This window comes from Bradyrhizobium sp. Gha (genome assembly GCF_900113735.1).
Classification (GTDB): Bacteria; Pseudomonadota; Alphaproteobacteria; order Rhizobiales; family Xanthobacteraceae; genus Bradyrhizobium.
This window is the reverse complement of record NZ_FOQM01000051.1, coordinates 1-18,271: the sequence shown is the minus strand read 5'-3', so window position 1 is coordinate 18,271 and position 18,271 is coordinate 1. Positions and strand designations below refer to the sequence as shown.

Annotated in this window: 15 protein-coding genes and 1 pseudogene; 12 read left to right on the top strand and 4 right to left on the bottom strand. The window is 65.3% G+C overall.

Features of this window, described 5'->3' with window-relative positions; all coding sequences use genetic code 11:
* Positions 1-182: 182 nt before the first annotated feature.
* From BM222_RS35985 to ptsN, 8 genes are all read left to right on the top strand, one after another.
* Positions 183-1,508, top strand: a complete 1,326-nt coding sequence (locus tag BM222_RS35985; protein ID WP_092239352.1) for a UbiA family prenyltransferase — start codon at positions 183-185, stop codon at positions 1,506-1,508.
* A 102-nt stretch (positions 1,509-1,610) separates the two neighbouring features.
* Complete coding sequence (locus BM222_RS35980; RefSeq protein WP_092239350.1) at positions 1,611-2,225, top strand: ribonuclease D; 615 nt, start codon at positions 1,611-1,613, stop codon at positions 2,223-2,225.
* Positions 2,226-2,375: 150 nt separating this feature from the next.
* Complete coding sequence (gene lptC / locus BM222_RS35975; RefSeq protein WP_092239347.1) at positions 2,376-3,101, top strand: LPS export ABC transporter periplasmic protein LptC; 726 nt, start codon at positions 2,376-2,378, stop codon at positions 3,099-3,101.
* Positions 3,098-3,850, top strand: a complete 753-nt coding sequence (locus tag BM222_RS35970) for an LptA/OstA family protein (RefSeq protein ID WP_092239345.1) — start codon at positions 3,098-3,100, stop codon at positions 3,848-3,850. Before lptC ends, BM222_RS35970 begins: the two co-directional genes overlap by 4 nt.
* Before the next feature lie 220 nt (positions 3,851-4,070).
* Complete coding sequence (gene lptB, locus BM222_RS35965; protein ID WP_092239343.1) at positions 4,071-5,072, top strand: LPS export ABC transporter ATP-binding protein; 1,002 nt, start codon at positions 4,071-4,073, stop codon at positions 5,070-5,072.
* Positions 5,073-5,160: 88 nt separating this feature from the next.
* Entirely contained in the window at positions 5,161-6,798 is a 1,638-nt protein-coding gene (rpoN, locus tag BM222_RS35960) for an RNA polymerase factor sigma-54 (protein ID WP_092239341.1), read from the top strand.
* 200 nt (positions 6,799-6,998) lie between these two features.
* Positions 6,999-7,598, top strand: coding sequence for a ribosome hibernation-promoting factor, HPF/YfiA family (hpf, locus tag BM222_RS35955; protein WP_092239338.1), 600 nt, complete (start codon positions 6,999-7,001; stop codon positions 7,596-7,598).
* Positions 7,599-7,821: 223 nt separating this feature from the next.
* Positions 7,822-8,283 (top strand): PTS IIA-like nitrogen regulatory protein PtsN, encoded by a 462-nt coding sequence (gene ptsN / locus BM222_RS35950; protein ID WP_008141251.1) that lies wholly within the window; start codon positions 7,822-7,824, stop codon positions 8,281-8,283.
* Positions 8,284-8,516: 233 nt separating this feature from the next.
* Here the strand turns inward: ptsN and BM222_RS35945 are convergent, their stop codons facing one another.
* Positions 8,517-9,152 (bottom strand): TetR/AcrR family transcriptional regulator, encoded by a 636-nt coding sequence (locus BM222_RS35945; protein WP_092239336.1) that lies wholly within the window; start codon positions 9,150-9,152, stop codon positions 8,517-8,519.
* Between the two features lie 311 nt (positions 9,153-9,463).
* Here BM222_RS35945 and BM222_RS35940 point away from each other — a divergent pair, with 311 nt between their 5' ends.
* From BM222_RS35940 to BM222_RS35930, 3 genes are all read left to right on the top strand, one after another.
* Complete coding sequence (locus BM222_RS35940) at positions 9,464-10,267, top strand: SDR family NAD(P)-dependent oxidoreductase (RefSeq protein WP_092239334.1); 804 nt, start codon at positions 9,464-9,466, stop codon at positions 10,265-10,267.
* A 36-nt stretch (positions 10,268-10,303) separates the two neighbouring features.
* Positions 10,304-11,434 carry a DUF5938 domain-containing protein gene (locus BM222_RS35935; RefSeq protein WP_092239332.1) on the top strand — a complete coding sequence of 377 codons (1,131 nt, stop codon included), beginning with the start codon at positions 10,304-10,306 and terminating at the stop codon, positions 11,432-11,434.
* Positions 11,435-11,540: 106 nt separating this feature from the next.
* The gene (locus tag BM222_RS35930) at positions 11,541-13,079 is read left to right on the top strand and encodes an acyl-CoA synthetase (RefSeq protein ID WP_092239331.1); all 1,539 of its coding nucleotides are present in this window, start codon (positions 11,541-11,543) and stop codon (positions 13,077-13,079) included.
* 217 nt (positions 13,080-13,296) lie between these two features.
* Here the strand turns inward: BM222_RS35930 and BM222_RS35925 are convergent, their stop codons facing one another.
* Genes BM222_RS35925 through BM222_RS35915 form a run of 3 tightly spaced genes read right to left on the bottom strand, consistent with a single transcriptional unit; the run spans position 13,297 to position 17,551 of the window.
* A complete protein-coding gene (locus tag BM222_RS35925) occupies positions 13,297-14,217 on the bottom strand; it encodes an FAD binding domain-containing protein (RefSeq protein WP_092239329.1) in 921 nt (306 codons plus the stop codon).
* Positions 14,214-16,901, bottom strand: a complete 2,688-nt coding sequence (locus tag BM222_RS35920) for a molybdopterin-dependent oxidoreductase (protein ID WP_092239327.1) — start codon at positions 16,899-16,901, stop codon at positions 14,214-14,216. Before BM222_RS35920 ends, BM222_RS35925 begins: the two co-directional genes overlap by 4 nt.
* Positions 16,898-17,551 (bottom strand): TetR/AcrR family transcriptional regulator, encoded by a 654-nt coding sequence (locus BM222_RS35915; RefSeq protein WP_092239325.1) that lies wholly within the window; start codon positions 17,549-17,551, stop codon positions 16,898-16,900. Before BM222_RS35915 ends, BM222_RS35920 begins: the two co-directional genes overlap by 4 nt.
* Positions 17,552-18,021: 470 nt before the next feature.
* Between BM222_RS35915 and BM222_RS35910 the strand changes: the two are divergent.
* Positions 18,022-18,271 (top strand): annotated as a pseudogene (locus BM222_RS35910) (IS110 family transposase); the annotation flags it as partial.

Genomic DNA, 18,271 nt, shown 5'->3' with positions numbered 1-18,271 from the left:
GTTCCGCTGGTATATTCAAGCGGGCGCCGGGTTGTGGGATCCCTGCAACAGCTGGCGGCGCGGTCGCCTTTGCCGGCAGGGTTAAGCCGCCCTTAGCCAATGCCGCCTAGGCTCGCGGCCGTCCTTTTCCGGCATCCCCAGCCCTTGGGCCGGTCGTGTCGCGGTAAGTCAGAGCGTTTCGGATGGAGCAACCTGCCCGGCAGTACGATCGGAGTGCGGCCGCGTCGCAGGCGACGCCCGCGCCGGCCCGTATCCTCGTCATCGATCTCGAAGGCGCCCTGCTGCGCTCGGAATTGCCGATGGAGGCGCTGTTCTCCAGCCCCGCCCGGATGCTGGCGCGCTTCGGCGCGCGCGGACGCCCGGGCATGGCTGTACTCACGGAGGTTCTGTCAGGCGCGAAGCTCGACTACGCCCATCTGCCCTATGACGAAGATGTGCTGAACCGGGCGCTGGCAGCGCGGGCGCGGGGCGCCAAGATCTTTCTTGTCGCGGGCCGCTTCCCCGATCAGGCCGCCGGCATCTCGGCGCATCTCGGCTTCGACGGGGTCGTGACCCCTGCTGATCTTGCGGCCGGCGACAATCTGCCGTTCGAGCGCGCTGCGGTCGAGCGCATCGACCACGTCAATCGTGCTTGCGCCAGTCTTCGCACCTGGGCGAAGGCGCTGCGCCTCTATCAATACGCCAAGAACACGCTGGTGTTCGTGCCCGTTCTCACCGCGCATCAGGTGAACATCGCGACACTCGGCGCCACGTTGCTGGCATTCCTGGCGTTCTCGGCCTGTGCGTCGGGCGCCTATCTGATGAACGATCTGCTCGATCTCGCCGCCGATCGCCAGCATCCGACCAAGCGCCACCGCGCGCTGGCCGCGGGGACGTTGCCGATCTCGTCGGCGCTGTCGGCGATCCCCGTGCTGTGGCTGTTCGCCTTCGGGGCCAGTCTTTGCATCTCCTTGACGTTCCTCGGCGTGCTCGTCGCCTATCTCGTCACCACCATCGCCTATTCGCTGGTGCTCAAGCGCAAGATGCTGGTCGACGTCGTCACGCTCGCCGGCCTCTATTGCCTGCGCATCGTCGCCGGCGCGGTCGCGGCCGGCGTGATGCTGTCGGAATGGCTGATGGTGTTCTCGCTGTTCGTGTTCACCTCGCTCGCGTTGATCAAGCGCTTCAGCGAGCTCAGCCTGCGCCAGGGCGAAGGCCTCGCCGCTCCTGCCAACCGCGACTACCGCATCAGCGACCTCCACATCATCGCAGCGATGGCGGCGGCGAGCGCGATGAATGCGGTGACGGTGTTTGCGCTCTACGTCTCGTCCTCGGCGGTGACGCCGCTCTACAGCCGCCCATGGATGCTGTGGCTGCTCGCGCCGCTGCTGCTCTACTGGTTCGGCCGGGCCCTGATGATCGCGCATCGCCGCGAGATGCCTGACGACCCCATCATTTACGCCTTCCGCGACGGTGCCAGCCGCACCACGGTTGCGGCGATGGTCTGCATCATGCTGGCGGCGATCTGAGCCATCGCTGCTTGCGCAGGTCCCCCCCAAGGGCTAAATCGCGGACCATCCGAAGAGCTTATGATACCGACGCGACCGATTCGACTGAAGGTTTGAAACGCCATGACCGTACGCCTGCATCGCGGCGACCTGCCTGACCTCTCCCGCTACACCGGGGCGGTGGCCATCGATACCGAGACCATGGGGTTGAACCCGCACCGCGACCGGCTCTGCGTGGTCCAGCTTTCGCCCGGCGACGGCAGCGCCGACGTGGTGCAGATCCCCAAGGGGCACACCGATGCGCCGAACCTGAAGGCGCTGCTGGCCAACCCCGGCGTCACGAAAATCTTCCATTTCGCCCGCTTCGACGTCGCTGTGCTGTACCAGAGCTTCGGTGTGATGACCGGGCCGATCTACTGCACCAAGATCGCCTCCCGCCTTGCTCGCACCTATACCGATCGCCACGGCCTCAAGGACCTCGTGCGCGAGGTGCTCAATGTCGACCTCTCCAAGCAGCAGCAATCCAGCGATTGGGGGTCCGACAGCCTGACCGAGCCGCAGCTCGCTTATGCCGCCTCCGACGTGCTGCACCTGCATGCCTTGCGCGAGCGGCTCGACGCGATGCTGGTCCGGGAGGGCCGCACCCAGCTGGCCAAGGCCTGTTTCGAGTTCCTGCCGACCCGCGCCCTGCTCGACCTCCAGGGCTGGGAGGAAGAGGACATCTTTGCGCATTCCTGAGCCGTTGACGCGGAGCAAGGCCCGGCCTGCCGCCCCGTTTCGGACACTTTCCTGCGGCCAGTCGCAGGCTGCATATTCCTGAGCTCGCGGGTACAATGGGGCGCCCCGATTGGAGCCATCTGACAGGCAAGCGATGCCCCCGGAGCAGCGGTGAACTCGGCCCAGTTTCCCATCTACGACGCCGCGCTCGCGGCGAAGTTTGCCCAAGCGGCGCGCCACAGCCGTCTGGTGCGGATTCTGCGCATCGCGGTGCCGGCGACGGTGGTTCTGGCCCTGGCCTCGATCGTCGCGGTCTCGACCTTCCTCAATCCCTTCACGATGATCCCCGTGAAGGTCGATTCCGGAAACATGGTGGTGACCGGGACCAAGATCACGATGGAAACGCCGCACCTTTCCGGTTTCACTCCGGATCAGCGGCCCTACGAGCTCTGGGCCAAGACCGCCACGCAGGACATTACCGACCCCGACCATGTCGACCTCAATGCCCTGCGCGCCAAGGTGCTGATGGAAGATCAATCGACGGTGTTCCTCGATGCCCGCACCGGCCGCTTCGACAACAAGCAGCAGCAGCTCGATCTGCACAAGGACATCTTCCTGCGCACCTCCACCGGTTATGAGGCGCGGCTGAACTCGGCCTTTGTCGACATGAACAAGGGCACGGTTTCCTCCGATGAGCATGTCGACGTCAAACTGACCAACGGCACGCTGACCGCGGACAGGCTGCGGATCACCGGAGGCGGTGAGGTCGTTCGTTTCGAAGGCAATGTCGTGATGCATCTGGACAAGATCAGCACGGATGAGCCCGCTCCGGCGCCGGTCGAGCCGCCCCCGCCACCACCGGCGAAATCCCGGAGCAAGTCCGGCAACGCAAGATGATTTCGATGACTCATTTTTCTTCGCGTCACGACACCAGGCGTCGCGCCATCGTCGCGGCGATGGCGCTTGCCGGCGCCGCGCTGATGGCGGCGGGTGCTGCCGTCGCGCAAAGCACGATGCAAGGCGTGCCCAATGCGATGCAGGGCTTTTCGCAGAATCGCGATCAGCCGATCCAGATCGAGGCCGCCTCGCTCGAGATGCGCGACAAGAAGAAGGAAGCCACCTTCTCGGGCAATGTGAAAGTCGTGCAGGGCGACACCACCATGACCTCGAAGACGCTGGTGGTGTTCTACGAATCCTCCGGCGACAAGCAGGCCGCGCCGCAGACGGCTCCAACCGCGGCGCCAGCCAAGGGCCAGAAGAGCGCGCCGCCGATGCAGGCGGCGGCACCGGGCCCCGGCGGCGCCTCCTCGATCAAGCGGCTGGAAGCGCGCGGCAGTGTCGTCGTCACCCAGAAGGACCAGGTGGTGACGGGCGAGACCGCCGTGTTCGACACCAAGACCAACCTCATCACCATGCTGGGCGGGTCCGGGAGCCAGGTGGTTCTGACGCAATGCCAGAACGTGTTGCGCGGCGACCGCCTCATGGTCGACATGACCACCGGCGTTTCGCGGGTGGAATCCGACAGCGGCAAGGTGCAGGGCCTGTTCATCCAGTCCCAGGGCGGCGGGAACGGCAAATGCGGAACGCCCGTGGCTCCGGGCGCGGGTTCGCCTCTGCAACTGCCTGGTGGAAGTAAACAGAAGTGAATTCAATCACTTGTCGCTGATGCCGATGATCCGAGGTTGAAGCTTGCCCGGCGAGGCTGTATCTAGCGCGCAGGGCTTTCAAGGCGGGTCGGCCGCTTTTCGGGCGTGTTTCACTGGGCATGAGACATCCCTTCACTCATGCTGCGTCGGCGAATCGAATTGCTGGCGTGGCAGATCGCGTGAATGTCGCGCAGAATCCGTAGAAGGCTGGAAGGCGGGGATGGTCGATCTGTTCAGCATGTTCCGTCGTCGCCCCGCCAAGCGCGGCCCGCGGGGATTTGCCCGTCAGGACATCACGGCGCTCGGGGACAGCATCGGCGGGCTGGTGGCGAGTCCTGTCAGGGATGCGCCGCCGCTTGCCCGTGACCAGCCCATTCAGGCCTCGGACCCCTATGGCCTCGAGGCCCCGCCGCGGCCGCGGCCGGCGGTTGCTCAACCGCCCAAGGCCAGGCCCGCCGCCAAATCCAGCGGCACGGGCGGACCGCAGCTGTTGCGGCGGCCGGGCTTCCTGGCTGTGCATAGCGTGGAAAAAAGTTTCGGCAGCCGCCAGGTCGTGCGCGGCGTCAGCATCTATGTCCGGCGCGGCGAAGCGGTCGGCCTGCTCGGCCCGAACGGCGCCGGCAAGACCACCGTGTTCTACATGATCACAGGCCTGATCAAGGCCGATCGCGGCGCCATCGAGCTCGACGGCCACGACGTCACCAAGCTGCCGATGTATCAGCGCGCGCGCCTCGGCATCGGCTACCTGCCGCAGGAAGCCTCGATCTTTCGCGGCCTCACCGTCGAGCAGAACATCCGCGCCGTGCTCGAAGTGGTCGAGCCCTCGCGCAAGGAACGCGAGCAGCAGCTCGACGCGCTGCTCGACGAATTCAACATCACGCGCCTGCGGAAATCGCCGTCGATCGCATTGTCCGGCGGTGAGCGCCGCCGCGTCGAGATCGCGCGCGCGCTGGCGACGCGTCCGAACTACATGCTGCTCGACGAGCCCTTCGCCGGCATCGATCCGATCGCGGTCGGCGACATTCAGGACCTCGTCCGCCACCTCACCAATCGCGGCATCGGCGTGCTGATCACCGACCACAATGTGCGCGAGACGCTCGGCCTCACCGATCGCGCCTATATCGTCTATGCCGGTGAGATCCTGACCGAGGGAACCCCGGACGAGATCGTCGCGGATCCCGATGTTCGCCGGCTTTACCTTGGCGAGGAATTCCGCCTCTAGCCTTTTTTTCCGTCGCGTCAAGGCGTGTACATCAGGCCGGGACTAAGCTAAGCAAGAATCGGACCAATTTTGGAACGGTTCTTGTTAGATGGCGCTTTCGCAGAGATTAGAGTTCCGGCAATCGCAGTCGCTGGTCATGACGCCGCAGTTGATGCAGGCGATCAAGCTGCTGCAATTGTCCAATCTCGATCTCACGACCTTCGTGGAGGAGGAGCTCGAGCGTAATCCCCTGCTGGAGCGGGCCAATGACGAGGCCCCCGGCGGCGATGCCCCGGCCGAGCCCGCCCAGTTCAGCGACACCGATGGCGACGAATCAGGCAGCCAGGGCGACGGTCTCGGCGGCGATGACGGCTTCGGCGGCGGTGACGCCTTCGAACCGGGCCAGGAAGAATGGATGAGCAAGGATCTCGGCACCCGCGCCGAGATCGAGCAAACCCTCGATACGGGCCTGGACAACGTGTTCTCCGAGGAGCCCGCCGAGGCGGCGGCGCGCAACGCCCAGGACGTCGCGCCGACGACCTATACCGAGTGGGGCGGCGGCGCCTCCGGTGACGAGGACTACAATCTCGAGGCTTTCGTCGCAGCCGAGATGACGCTGTCCGATCACCTTGCCGAGCAGCTCTCGGTCGCCTTCACAGGCGCGGCGCAGCGCATGATCGGGCAGTATCTGATCGATCTGGTCGACGAGGCCGGCTATCTGCCGCCCGATCTCGGCCAGGCCGCCGAGCGGCTTGGCGCAACGCAAGAGGACGTCGAGGGCGTCCTTGCCGTGCTGCAAAAATTCGATCCGCCCGGCGTCTGCGCGCGCAATTTGAGCGAATGCCTGGCGATCCAGCTCCGCGAGCTCGACCGCTACGATCCCGCGATGCAGGCGCTGGTCGAGCATCTCGATCTCCTCGCCAAGCGCGACATCGTTGCCTTGCGCAAGCTCTGCGGCGTCGACGACGAGGATATCGCGGACATGATCGGCGAGATCAGGCGCCTCAATCCCAAGCCCGGCATGAAGTTCGGCTCGGCGCGGCTTCAGACCATGGTGCCCGACGTCTATGTCCGGCCGGGTCCTGATGGCGGCTGGCATGTCGAGCTCAACAGCGACACCCTGCCGCGCGTGCTGGTGAACCAGACCTACTATTCCGAGCTGTCGAAGAAGATCGGCAAGGACGGCGACAAGTCGTATTTCACCGACGCGCTGCAGAACGCGACGTGGCTGGTGCGCGCGCTCGACCAGCGCGCCCGCACCATCCTGAAAGTCGCGACCGAGATCGTGCGCCAGCAGGACGGCTTCTTCACCCATGGTGTCGCGCATCTGCGGCCGCTGAATCTGAAAGCCGTCGCCGACGCCATCCAGATGCATGAATCCACGGTGTCGCGCGTCACCGCCAACAAATACATGGCGACAAATCGCGGCACATTCGAGTTGAAATATTTCTTCACGGCCTCGATCGCGTCGGCCGATGGCGGCGAGGCGCACTCGGCCGAGGCCGTGCGTCACCACATCAAGCAGTTGATTGATTCGGAAGCGCCGTCCGCGATCCTGTCGGATGATACCATCGTGGAACGATTGCGCGCCTCGGGCATTGATATTGCCCGCCGCACGGTCGCGAAGTACCGCGAAGCCATGCGCATTCCGTCCTCGGTGCAACGCCGTCGCGACAAGCAGAGCGCTCTTGGTAACGTCCTTTCGACCTCAATGTCCGATCGCTCCCGCAACACCGAACCAGCCTGATTGCGCTGGCGCAGAATCGCGCTACTCTCATCCTCCCATCGCGACCGATCCAAGCACGCGCATGATCCGGAAAAGTGTACAGCGGTTTTCCCCTCCGACAGACGCCGTAGGCGTTTGCGGGGAGATCATGCGCAGGGGAACGACCCCAACCACGATGACGCGTCATCGTGGTTGGCCGAATGAACCAAGCGAGGCATCACATGACTCTTCGGATCTCGGGCAAGAGCGTTAGCGTCGGTGAGGCCCTTCGCGGCCGCGTCACCGACCGGACGGAAGAGGTCCTGCGTAAATATTTCGACGGCAATTATTCCGGCCACATCACGCTCAGCAAGGACGGCTTCGGCTTCCGCACCGATTGTGCGCTGCATCTCGATTCCGGAATTACGCTGGAGGCCGATTCGAACGCGCAGGACGCCTATGCCAGTGCCGACCAGGCGCTGATCATGATCGAGAAGCGGCTCAAGCGCTACAAGAGCCGGCTCAAGGACCGCTCGGCCCGCAAGGCCCATGTCGCCTCCGCCGCGCTGGCCGCGCTGGATGCCACGGCTTACGTCCTGGAGGCGCCGGGCGAAGGCGACGACGAGGACGAAATCACCGGCTACAACCCCGTGATCATCGCCGAGGCCACGACATCGCTGAAGCGGCTCTCGGTCAGCGAGGCCGTCATGGAACTCGACCTCAGTGGGGCGCCCTGTCTGGTATTCCAGCATGGTTCCTCGGGCCGGGTGAACATCATCTACCGGCGGGCCGACGGCAATGTTGGCTGGATCGATCCGCCGGGTGACAAATCGGCCGGTTAGACCGACGAAAGCGCACCCCCGTATCAACCACAGGCCTTAACAATGACCGGGGCAAAGCCGCACGCGGGAGTTGGCACCGGGATTGCGTTGGAGTAGAAGCGCCCCACATCAGGATCGGGGCTAAGTCCCCCTCCTGCTTCACCTTCTTGACGCCGGTCGGGCTCGGTTCAATCGAGGCGGCCAATTCGGAACCTGACGGTTTAACTCACCTCGGAAACCTTCCATGCCGATTACCGATCTGGTCGCACCCGAGGCGATTCTCCCGGCATTGAAGGTCAACAGCAAGAAGCAGGCGCTGCAAGAGCTCGCGGCCAAGGCTGCCGAGCTGACCGGACAAAACGAACGCTCGGTGTTCGAGGTGCTGCTTCAGCGCGAGAAGCTCGGCACCACCGCGGTCGGCTACGGCGTCGCCATTCCCCACGGCAAGCTGCCCAAGCTCGAGAAGATCTTTGGCCTGTTCGCCCGGCTCGATCGCCCGATCGATTTCGAGGCGATGGACGGCCAGCCGGTCGATCTCGTCTTCCTGCTGCTCGCCCCTGAAGGCGCCGGCGCCGATCATTTGAAGGCGCTGGCCCGCATCGCCCGCCTGCTGCGCGACCAGGACATCGCCAAGAAGCTCCGCGCCTCGCGCGACGCCCAGGCGATCTATTCGGTGCTGGCCCTGCCGCCGGCCACCGCGGCGTAAAGCTTCATTGCTGACCGTGCGAGAGTGGAGCGCGCCATTTGCGTCACACGCCGTCATTGCGAGCGCAGCGAAGCAGTCCAGAATCTTTCGCGGTGACAGTCCGGATTGCTTCGCTGCGCTCGCCATGACGGCGTGGAAACATCATCGACCAACATGAAAACGGGCACGCCTTCGTCGTAGGCAAGCCGTCAGAAATTCCATTGATGCGCAGCGCAGGCCGCCGCTTGCGCGCGTCAGCACACCGTCGGCAGCAGGCGCCGGACTTCGTCGAGCAGTTCGGGAATCGCCGTCTTGTCAGCCGCGAGATGCTTGAGCAGCGCACTCTGGAATAGACCGTCGAACAGCGCATAGAGGGCGGCGGGCGACGACACCGGTCGCTTGCCGCCGAGCTCGGCGTAGCGCGATGCGATGCGCCAGATCATCGCTTCCAGGTTCTTGTCGATCTCGAGCACGTCCTTGCGAAACGCCGCCTCGAACATCGCCTGCGAACGCAAATCGTACCAAAGCCGGTGCATGCGGGCTTCGTTCTGCAGCGTGGCCGCAAGCTTGGCGAGGAAACCTTCCGTCAATTCGTCGCGGCTCGTCGCGGTGACGACGACCTCGTCATATCGGGTCACGCACTTCGCCTTGTAGTGGCGCACGCAGCAGCAGATCAGGTCGAGCTTGTCGCTGAAATAATAGTGGAACACGCCGTGCGTGAACGCCGAGTTCTGCGCGATCTCGCGCAGGCTGGTGCGTGCGAAGCCGAGCTCTCCAAGCGTTTCGAGCGCGGCCTCGGCCAGCTCGATGCGCCGTGCGTTGAACTTCTCGTCGCGCACGACCTCGACCGCGGCCTCACGCCTCACTGCTGCTGTCGCTCGCCGCGCCATTGTCGCGCTGTCTCCCGTCCCTTCCTCACGACGGTCATAGCGTCCGTCGCCATCTACAGACCATTCTCTTTGACAACTGTCAAATTTTTATCTTGACAAGTGTCAAGTGCCGGGCGGAGTGTGCGCCTCAAGAATTTGGACAGTCGTCAAGACGTCCGACATACGGAGGAAATGCACCCGCCGGCGCCGCGCCGCCGGAATGGACTCGCGTGCCGCAGCGCCACTGCGGCCGCCACCCGTGCTGCCGGTCGCAGCACGCACCGGTCATCGGCGAAGAGATCAGTCCAGAAATCAGCAAGGGAGGACGTGCGATGAGTGAGAAGAGTCTCGAAGGCCGCAAAGCCCTGGTCACCGGCGGAGCTCGCGGAATAGGAGCCGCTATTGCAGAGGCGCTGGCGCGATCCGGCGCTGCGGTCATGATCGGCGACATCCTCGATGACGTCGGCAAGGACAGCGCCGGCCGGATCGCCAGGCTGGGCGTGAAGACCGGCTTCGTGCATCTCGATGTCACCGACGACGCGCAGTGGGAGAAAGCGACCGCTGCGACGATTGCCACCCTCGGCGGCTACGACATCCTCATCAACAATGCCGGAATCGAGATCACCGCCCTCATCAGCGAGGTCAAGGCCGAGGACGCGCGGCGGATGTGCGACGTCAATATCGTCGGCACCGTGCTCGGCATGAAGCACGCTTTCCGCGCGATGCGGCCGGACGGATCGGCGGGCAAGGGCGGCGCGGTCGTCAACATCGCTTCTGTCGCCGCGACGATCGCCTTCCCGAGCATCGCGGTCTATTCGGGCACGAAGTCCGCGGTCGACCGGATGACGCGGGTCGGAGCGATGGAAGCCGGCAAGCTCGGTTACGGCGTGCGCGTCAACTGCATCTATCCCGGCCTGATCCCGACCGACATGGGCCTGCAGCTGGCCAACGACATCGTCAAGATCGGTCTCGCGCCCGACGTCAACGCCGCCGTCGGCTCGGTGGTGGAGCAGACGCCTCTCGGCAAGCTCGCGGACGTCGGCGACATCGCCGACGCCGCGGTGTTCCTGTGCTCGAACGAGGCGCGTTTCATCACCGGCATCGGACTGCCGGTCGATGGCGGCATGGGCATGTAGCAAGCATTTTCACAATGAAAATATCGGAGGAACACAATGAGTGCGAAGAAGCCCGTCATCGTCTATGGCGCTTCCGGCTACACCGGCCGCCTCGTCTGCGAATACTTACGTGAGTACAACATCCCCTTCGTCGCCGCCGGCCGCAGCGCCGAGAAGCTCAACGCGGCAATGAAGGCGAACGTGGCCGGCATCGAGACCGCCGACTACGAGGTGGTGGAAGTGCCGCACACCGTGGGCGCGCTGACCGAATTGTTCAGCGGCGCCTCGGTGGTGCTCAACACGGTCGGCCCCTTCGCCAAGTTCGGCGGGGAGGTGGTGCAAGCCTGCTGGGCGTCCCGATGCCATTACACCGACACGACAGGCGAGCAGGACTGGCTGATCACCCTCGAACAGGAGTGGGGCACGAAGTTCGCCAATGCCGGCCTGCTGCTGGCGCCCGGCATCGCGCAGATGTACACCACCGGCGAAATCGCAGCCCAGCTGTGCCTGGAGACGCCAGGCCTCGATACGCTCGATATCGCCGTGTTCTGGGGTGGCAGCCCGACGATCGCTTCGACGCAGACCATCCTGGTCAATGCGGCGATGGCCAAGGCCTACTACCTCGAGCAAAACAAATATGTCGAGCATCAGCCCGATGCCGGCCTCACCAACCTCGTCATCCCCGGCCAGCACGAACTGGCGCTGGCACTCCCCTGGGGCGGCACCTCGCACCCGGTGTGGTTCAAGCGTGATCCCCGCGTGGCCAACGTGAAGGTGCTGGGTGGCGTGTTCAACCGCGCGCTGATGCTGGGCGTGCCACAGATCGTCGCCGCCGCGCTGGAGGCGACCAAGGACATGAAACCCGACGATCGCTACGCCGCGCTGGCGCAGACCGCTGCGGGCGTCATGAACACCATGCCGCCGCGCGAGAACCCGCGCGTCAACAAGTCGATGGATTCGGTGCATGCCTCCGGCCCGCTGGGCCGCGCGCACTGTGTCATCAACGGCAACAGCAACTACAAGCAAACCGGCATGCTGCAGGCCTATGCCGCCGCGCATCTGCTGCAGCAACCGCCCAAGCGCGTCGGCTTCGCCTCCGCCTGTCAGGCATTCGGCCACCACGAGCTGCTCGGGCAATTGCGCAGTTTCGGGCTCGTCAGCAAGCCGATCCTGACCGTGCACGATTAGGAGACGCAGCACGGCGGCGATTTTTGTCCACCTCTCCCCATCGGGGAGAGGTGGACTTTCACCGCGGTTCGCATCCAACCAACCTGACACTGCTCCCGGAGGGATCATGCGCTTCATCGATTACCTCGATAAAGGTGCCTCGCTGGGCCCGGACGCGCCGTGCCTCACCATGGACGGACGCGATCTCAGCTATCGCGAGGTGCAGCGCCTGAGCTACCGCGTCGCGCGCGGACTTGCAGGATCGGGGCTCGCGGCGGGCGAGAAGGTTGCGATCCTCTCCGGCAACGACCCGCTGGCCTTCGCCTGCGTGTTCGGCATTTCACGCGCCGGTGCGGTCTGGTGCCCGATCAATCCGCGCAACGAGGCGGCCGAGAACAAATTCATACTCGATCAATTCGACTGCGCCGCACTGCTGTTTCATTCGAGCTTCGCTCCGATGGTCGAGGCGGTCCGGTCCGACCTGCCGAAGCTGCGCCTGCTCGTCTGCCTCGATGCCGAGCTGCCGTTTGCATCTTCCTTCGACAGCTGGCTCCGCAGCGTTTCGGACGACGACTACCAGCGGGCGCCGGTCGACGACCTCGCGATGATCCCGGGCACCGGCGGAACCACCGGCAAGCCCAAGGGCGTCATGCTGTCGGGCCGCAACATCGAGGCCATGACGGCCCTGACGCTGATGGGCTACCCCTTCAAGGGCCGCCCGGTCTACCTCGCATTGGCGCCGCTGACGCACGCCGCCGGCGTGCTGTGTTTCCCGATCATGACGCTCGGCGGCCGCATCGTGATCATGCATCACCCCGACATCGCCGAATTCCTCGATCTGATCGAGCGCCATGGCGTCACGCACACCTTCCTGCCTCCGACCGTGATCTACATGCTGCTCGATCATCCCAGGCTCGATTCCGCGAAACTCGGCTCGCTGCAATGCTTCTGGTATGGTGCGGCGCCGATCTCGGCCACGCGGCTTGCGGAGGCGCTTCGACGCATCGGGCCGATGGCGCAGTTGTTCGGTCAGACCGAAGCGCCGATGATGATTTCGACGATGGCGCCCGAGGAGCATTACAATCCGGACGGCACGATTGCGATGGAACGACTGTCGTCGGCCGGACGGATCAGCCCGCTGGTGCAGGCCGGCATTATGGACGCGGACGGCAATCTGCTGCCGTCAGGCGAGCGCGGCGAGATCGTGGTGCGCGGGTCGCTGGTGATGGAAGGCTATTACAAGAATCCAGAGGCAACGGCGGAGGCCTCGGCGCATGGCTGGCACCACACCGGCGACATCGGCTACATCGACGGTGACGGCTACCTCTACATCGTCGACCGCGCCAAGGACATGATCATATCAGGCGGGTTCAACGTCTATTCGATCGAGGTCGAAAACGCATTGCGCGGGCACGAGGCGGTGCAGGATTGCGCCGTGATTGGCCTGCCGGACGAGAAATGGGGCGAGCGGATCGTCGCGGTGGTGCAGCCCCGCGCCGGCCAGAGCGTCGATGCGACGGCACTTGCGGCTTTCGTCAAGCGGCAGATCGGCAGCGTCAAGACACCGAAGCAGATCGAGATCTGGGACGATCTGCCGCGCTCCAAGGTCGGCAAGGTGCTGAAGCCGGACATTCGCGCGCGACTCGCAGGTCGCTCGGGCGGATAGAGCGTGATGAGTTTGGGCTGAATCAAGCCGCCGCGGGCTAGGTGCACCTCTCCCGCGTGCGGAAGAGGTCGGTGCGTCCCGGGCGATGCGAAGCATCGTCCCGCGCGCCGGGTGAGGGTTCTTTCCCTGGGGGAGTGTTCCGTTGCGGAGACACCCTCTCCCCAACCCTCTCCCGCAAGCGGGAGAGGGAGCACAGTGCCGATGCCGCCGGGACCAACTAATCCGCAATCCGCTCCAGCACGTCGCGCACCAGCCCTTGCAGAAGATCGAGCTTGTAGGCCGTCATCGGCAAGGGCTTGGCACCCGAGGTCGCCGCTTTCGCCGCTTCTGCGATCGATGCCGCGTTGGCAATCCTGCCATGAAGCGCGACTTCCGCGGCGGTGAGGCGAAGCGGCACGGGCGCAACACCGCCGGCAGCCAGACGCACGAGTTGAAACTTGCCGTCGGCGACAATGACGCGGGCGCAGAGTTCCACCAGCGGCCATTCCGCATGGCTCCGGCTGATCGCGCGCCTGTAGGAAGCGCGCTCGCCCTCGAGCGGAGCAGGAAGCGCAATGCTCTGGATCATCTCGCCTGCTGCCAGTGCATGATCGGCGTGCGAGATCGAGCCGTCGCCGAGCAGGCCGGCAATGGTCAATCCGCTGCGCCGGTCCGTGACGATGGTCGCATCATAGGCGAGCAGGGCCGCCGCCATGGTCGAGGGATGCGGCGCGACGCAGGGCCCGAGATCGAAGGCAACGCCATAGAGATGATTGCCCGACCGGGCCGGGCAGGTGCTGCCGCTCTTCTTCAGGCAATCGATGTCGGCCCGGCGGAAATACCAGCAGCGCGAACGCTGCGCGAGATTGCCGCCGAGCGTTGCAACCTGGCGCACCTGCGGCGTGGCGAGGCCTTGAGCGCTCGCCGCAAGGCCGGGATAGCCAGCGGCGATGCGCGCGTCCGCCGCGATCGTGGCGATGGTGGTCAACGCGCCGATCTGGGCTGATCCGTCGGCGTCCCAGGTGATCGCCTTGGAGCCGGTGCCCGAGATATCGATCAGCATTCCCTGCGACACGCCGCTGCGGCGGCGTTCGCTGAAATCGGTGCCTCCGGCGCGGAATTCAGGCACGGGCTCGGCGGTCATGACGGCGACACTCATGCTGCATCCCTCCCTTTCAGCGCGGCCACCAGACGATCGGGCCGGAACGGAATCTCGGTCAGTCTCACGCCGATCGCATCGCGGATGGCGTTGGCGATCGCGGGCGAGGTCGGCACGGTGGCGACTTCGCCGATGCCGACGCTGCCGCCCGGCACATGCTCGAAACCGGCCTCGTCGAAATGCACGTCCAGTTTCGGCATGTCCGCAATCCCGGGAATGCGGTAATCCTCCATGCTGCCGCTCAGGATGTGGCCGCTCGAAGGATCGGTCTCGCGCGCTTCATAGAGGGCGTAGCCGATGCCCTGGATCACCGCGCCTGCGGCCTGGCTTCGCGCCAGCGCCGGCGCGGCGAGCTTGCCGATCGCGAGGCCCGTATAGGCGTTGAGCACGCGCACATGGCCGAGCCAGGTATCGACCTCGACTTCCATCACCTGTACCGAGCTCGGCACGCCGGCGCCGACCACCATGTGGTTCATCAGGCGCAGCACCCAACCGAACACCCGGCCCATGATGCCCGCCTCGTGCAGCGCCGGCCTGACGCCGGGCGGCGGCTTGCCGTCCTCCTGGCGCCTCGCCGACACGGAGACGTCAGGAGAAGCCGCGATCATCTCGCGCCACGGCGCGTTCGAGCCCGGAGCAGGTGTGCGAGACGCGGTGCGCCTGATTTCCGCTTTCAGCTTGTCGATGGCGAGCAAGGTCGGCGGCACCACCGAGGCGGTGACACGGCTGCCGCCGGAACCCGGCCCTCGCGGCAGGTTGGAGCGGCCGACGCGAACCTCCACATCCTGCGGCTCGAGATCGAACGCCTTCGCGACCGTGTTCGCGATCACGCTCCGCGTGCCCGTCCCGATATCCTGCACCGCGCAGCTTGCGACGATGCGGCCGCCCTTGACCGCGAGCTCGACCGAGGAGCCGGTCTGCCAGAGATAGAGCCAGTAGCCGGTGGCGACGCCGACGCCGCGCCGGTAGCGGCCTTGTTGCGAGCCGGCCGGCTTGCGATTTTTCCACACGTCGAGGCCGGCGGCCCAGTCGTACAATCGCTGGCGGTTGGGATCGGGGTCCCAGCGCTTGCGCAGCTGAATCGGATCGAGCTTCATGCGCAGCGCCGCTTCGTCGACCGCCTGCTCCAGCGCAAACGACATCGGCGGACCGCCGGGGCCGCGGAACGGCGCGCCGGGCGGCAAATTGCTGAGCACGTCGAAGTCGACGAGCTCTTTTGCTTCGGCCGGATAGATCAGCCGCGCCAGGCCGGCGATCAGCGAGTTCACGGCGGCGCCGGTATCGGCATGCGCGGTGAGCGACAGCGCCTTGAGGCGGCCTTCCGTCGAAGGCAGCAAGGACAGTTTCAGCTCGGCGGCCGGACGATAGCCGGTGACGGAAAGCTCCTCTCCCCGATCGAAGGCGACACGCACCGGCGCCTTCGCGGCGCGCGCAAGCTCGATCGCGGCGATGGTCTCGAGCCCGACGCTGCCCTTGGAGCCGAACCCGCCGCCGACATGATCGGCGATCACACGCACCTTGTCGTGCGGAAGGCCATAGCGCTTGGCGATCTTCTCCATGCTCTCATGGATGGCCTGGGTCGAGATGTGCACCGTGAGCTGATCGCCATCGAACCTGGCCACGGCGGCATGTGGTTCGAGGCTTGCGTGCTGTTGCGTCGAGACGCGGAAGGTTTCCTCGACCAGCAGCGGATTGCGTTGCGCCCGCGCCTCGTCGAGCCAGTGCCTCGCCTGCTTGGCTTTGTGCGAGAACGGCGCCGAAGGCCCGCGGACATTGCCCTTCCACGACACCGGAGCGCCGCCGGCGCCCTCGGAGACGTTGCCGGCACGCTTGCGGTCCTTCTTTTCGAACACGACGGGCGCATCGTCGCGTCGCGCTGCATCGAGCCCGATCGCCGCGGGCAATGGCTCGATCTTGAAGGTGATCGCGGCGATTGCCTTCAGTGCGGTGCGGCGATCACTGGCCGCGACGGCTGCAATCGGCGCGCCGACGAACCGGATCATGTTGTCATCGTCGAGCAGCGGAACGACCGCGGCCACACCGGCCATGGCGCGCGCCGGCGCCAGATCGAGCCCGGTGATCCTCGCATGCGCGACGTGCGCGCGCAGGATGACGCCTTCGAGCTGGCCGTCATGGTGGATGTCGACGGTGTAGCAGGCCAGTCCCGTCACCTTGTCGCGGGCTTCCAGCCGCGGCGCGATCGGATCGTTGCCGTCGAAGCGGCCTGAACAAGCCTCCGCCACCGCGCGAAAAATGCCTTCATAGGCGCCGCAGCGGCAGAGGTGTCCCGATAGTGCGGCGGCGATCTCCTCGCGCGCGGGCGTCGCCGTGCCCTTGGTCGCGCGCCAGCTGTCATGGAAGGCGGTGGCTTCGACGACGAAGCCTGAGGTGCAGAAGCCGCATTGCAGGGCGTCGTGCGCCATGAACGCCTTCTGCACCGGATGCAATCCGGCGGCTCCCACGCCCTCGATGGTGGTCAGCGATTTGCCGGCGGTCGCCTGCGCCGGCAACAGGCAGCTCACGACGGGCGTGCCGTCGAGCAGCACGGTGCAGGCGCCGCAGACGCCGGAGCCGCAGACGAGCTTGGTGCCGGTGAGGCCGCCGTCGCGGATCACGTCGATCAAGAGCGCATCCGGATCGTCGGGCAGCACCAGAGGCCTTCCATTGATGGTCGTGGTGGTCATTTCCGAACTCCCGTTTTGCGTGGGGACTTCTTCGCGAGCGGCGTCATCGCGCCGGCGATCAACATGCGCAGCATGGTCTCGAGCTGTTTCAGGAACGCGTCGACCGGCTGCATGGAAGGGAAAGCGGATTTGGTGCCGTGGATCGCCATCTCGACGCAGCGCGCGAGCTCGCGCACCGTGATGCCGCTTTCGAGCGTGAGCTTTCGCTTGCGGCACACCCGCGCGATCGTGGTTGCGATCTCGTCGGCGAAACGGCTGGAATAGCTCTGGTAGAGGTCGCGCGCCTGTGCGAGGTGCTCGGAAAACAGCTCCTCGGTATGGGGCGAGTCCTTGAGCGAGGCGAGCAGCGACTGCATCCGCGCGCCGATCTCGGCGACCAGGATGTCGGCAAGCGCGAGGCCCGCTTCTTCCGCCGCCTTCGCTGCCGCGATTTCGGCAGCGAGCCCCTGCTCGTAGAGCCGCTCGAGCACGGCGCGAAACAGCGCCTCCTTGGAGGCGAAGTGATGATACAGCGCCTGCCGCGTCAGTCCGGCCTCCGCCGCCGCCTGCTCGATCGAGGAGCGGCGGAATCCGTGGCGCCGGAACACGCGCATGGCGGCGTCGAGGATGCGGTCCTGCGGAAGGGCCTTGGGAGAGGACTTGGCCTGCATTTTGTCAGATTTGACAAATGTGGATGAAATGTCAAATCACGGATCGATGACGGCCTCGTGCGGAGCCGAGTCCGCCGCACGCGAGCGGGGACATCGCCAAGAAGCTCCGCGCCTTGCGCGATGCCCGGGCGATCTACTGCCGCAGGCGACCGCGGCTAGATCTCTCGCATCATTGCCGGCTAGCAGCAGAGCGAGCGTCACAACTCGTTCTCGTGCCCGGACGCAGCGCAGCGTTTCTTCAACGGTGCGCTGCTGAGCCGGGGCCCATATTCACTGCGCTTCCTTGTTGCCTTGGGTCCCGGCTCTTCGCAGCGGCGTTGCACGCTGCAGCGCGTCCGGGACACGAGATTTCGGCGCGTCGCCGCCTTACACTCCGTCATTGCGAGCGTAGCGAAGATTCCATGGGGAGTGGATAGCGACCTGGTCTGAGGCCAGACTGAGGTTGCTAACACACCAACCTGGAGACGACGATGTTGCTCGATCATCCTTCCGCCGGACTGGCCGCTATCCGCACACAGTTTGGCGCAATTTTCGTGTCATTGGAACTGAGCCGTTCGACATGGCTGGTTACATCGCTGTCGCCGGGCAAGGGCGGGAAGATGTCGAGACACAGCGTGAAAGCCGGCGACATTGCGGACCTTTTGAAGCTGTTGGCAGAGCTGAAGCGCAAGGCACAGGCGCGAACGGGCGAGAGTTATGCGATCATCACCATCCAGGAGG

Coding starts and splice junctions, on each gene's coding strand:
- BM222_RS35985 (WP_092239352.1), top strand. CDS start 183: ATGGAGCAACCTGCCCGGCAGTACGATCGGAGTGCGGCCGCGTCGCAG.
- BM222_RS35980 (WP_092239350.1), top strand. CDS start 1,611: ATGACCGTACGCCTGCATCGCGGCGACCTGCCTGACCTCTCCCGCTAC.
- BM222_RS35970 (WP_092239345.1), top strand. CDS start 3,098: ATGATTTCGATGACTCATTTTTCTTCGCGTCACGACACCAGGCGTCGC.
- lptB (WP_092239343.1), top strand. CDS start 4,071: ATGGTCGATCTGTTCAGCATGTTCCGTCGTCGCCCCGCCAAGCGCGGC.
- rpoN (WP_092239341.1), top strand. CDS start 5,161: ATGGCGCTTTCGCAGAGATTAGAGTTCCGGCAATCGCAGTCGCTGGTC.
- hpf (WP_092239338.1), top strand. CDS start 6,999: ATGACTCTTCGGATCTCGGGCAAGAGCGTTAGCGTCGGTGAGGCCCTT.
- ptsN (WP_008141251.1), top strand. CDS start 7,822: ATGCCGATTACCGATCTGGTCGCACCCGAGGCGATTCTCCCGGCATTG.
- BM222_RS35945 (WP_092239336.1), bottom strand. CDS start 9,152: ATGGCGCGGCGAGCGACAGCAGCAGTGAGGCGTGAGGCCGCGGTCGAG.
- BM222_RS35940 (WP_092239334.1), top strand. CDS start 9,464: ATGAGTGAGAAGAGTCTCGAAGGCCGCAAAGCCCTGGTCACCGGCGGA.
- BM222_RS35935 (WP_092239332.1), top strand. CDS start 10,304: ATGAGTGCGAAGAAGCCCGTCATCGTCTATGGCGCTTCCGGCTACACC.
- BM222_RS35930 (WP_092239331.1), top strand. CDS start 11,541: ATGCGCTTCATCGATTACCTCGATAAAGGTGCCTCGCTGGGCCCGGAC.
- BM222_RS35925 (WP_092239329.1), bottom strand. CDS start 14,217: ATGAGTGTCGCCGTCATGACCGCCGAGCCCGTGCCTGAATTCCGCGCC.
- BM222_RS35920 (WP_092239327.1), bottom strand. CDS start 16,901: ATGACCACCACGACCATCAATGGAAGGCCTCTGGTGCTGCCCGACGAT.
- BM222_RS35915 (WP_092239325.1), bottom strand. CDS start 17,551: ATGCAGGCCAAGTCCTCTCCCAAGGCCCTTCCGCAGGACCGCATCCTC.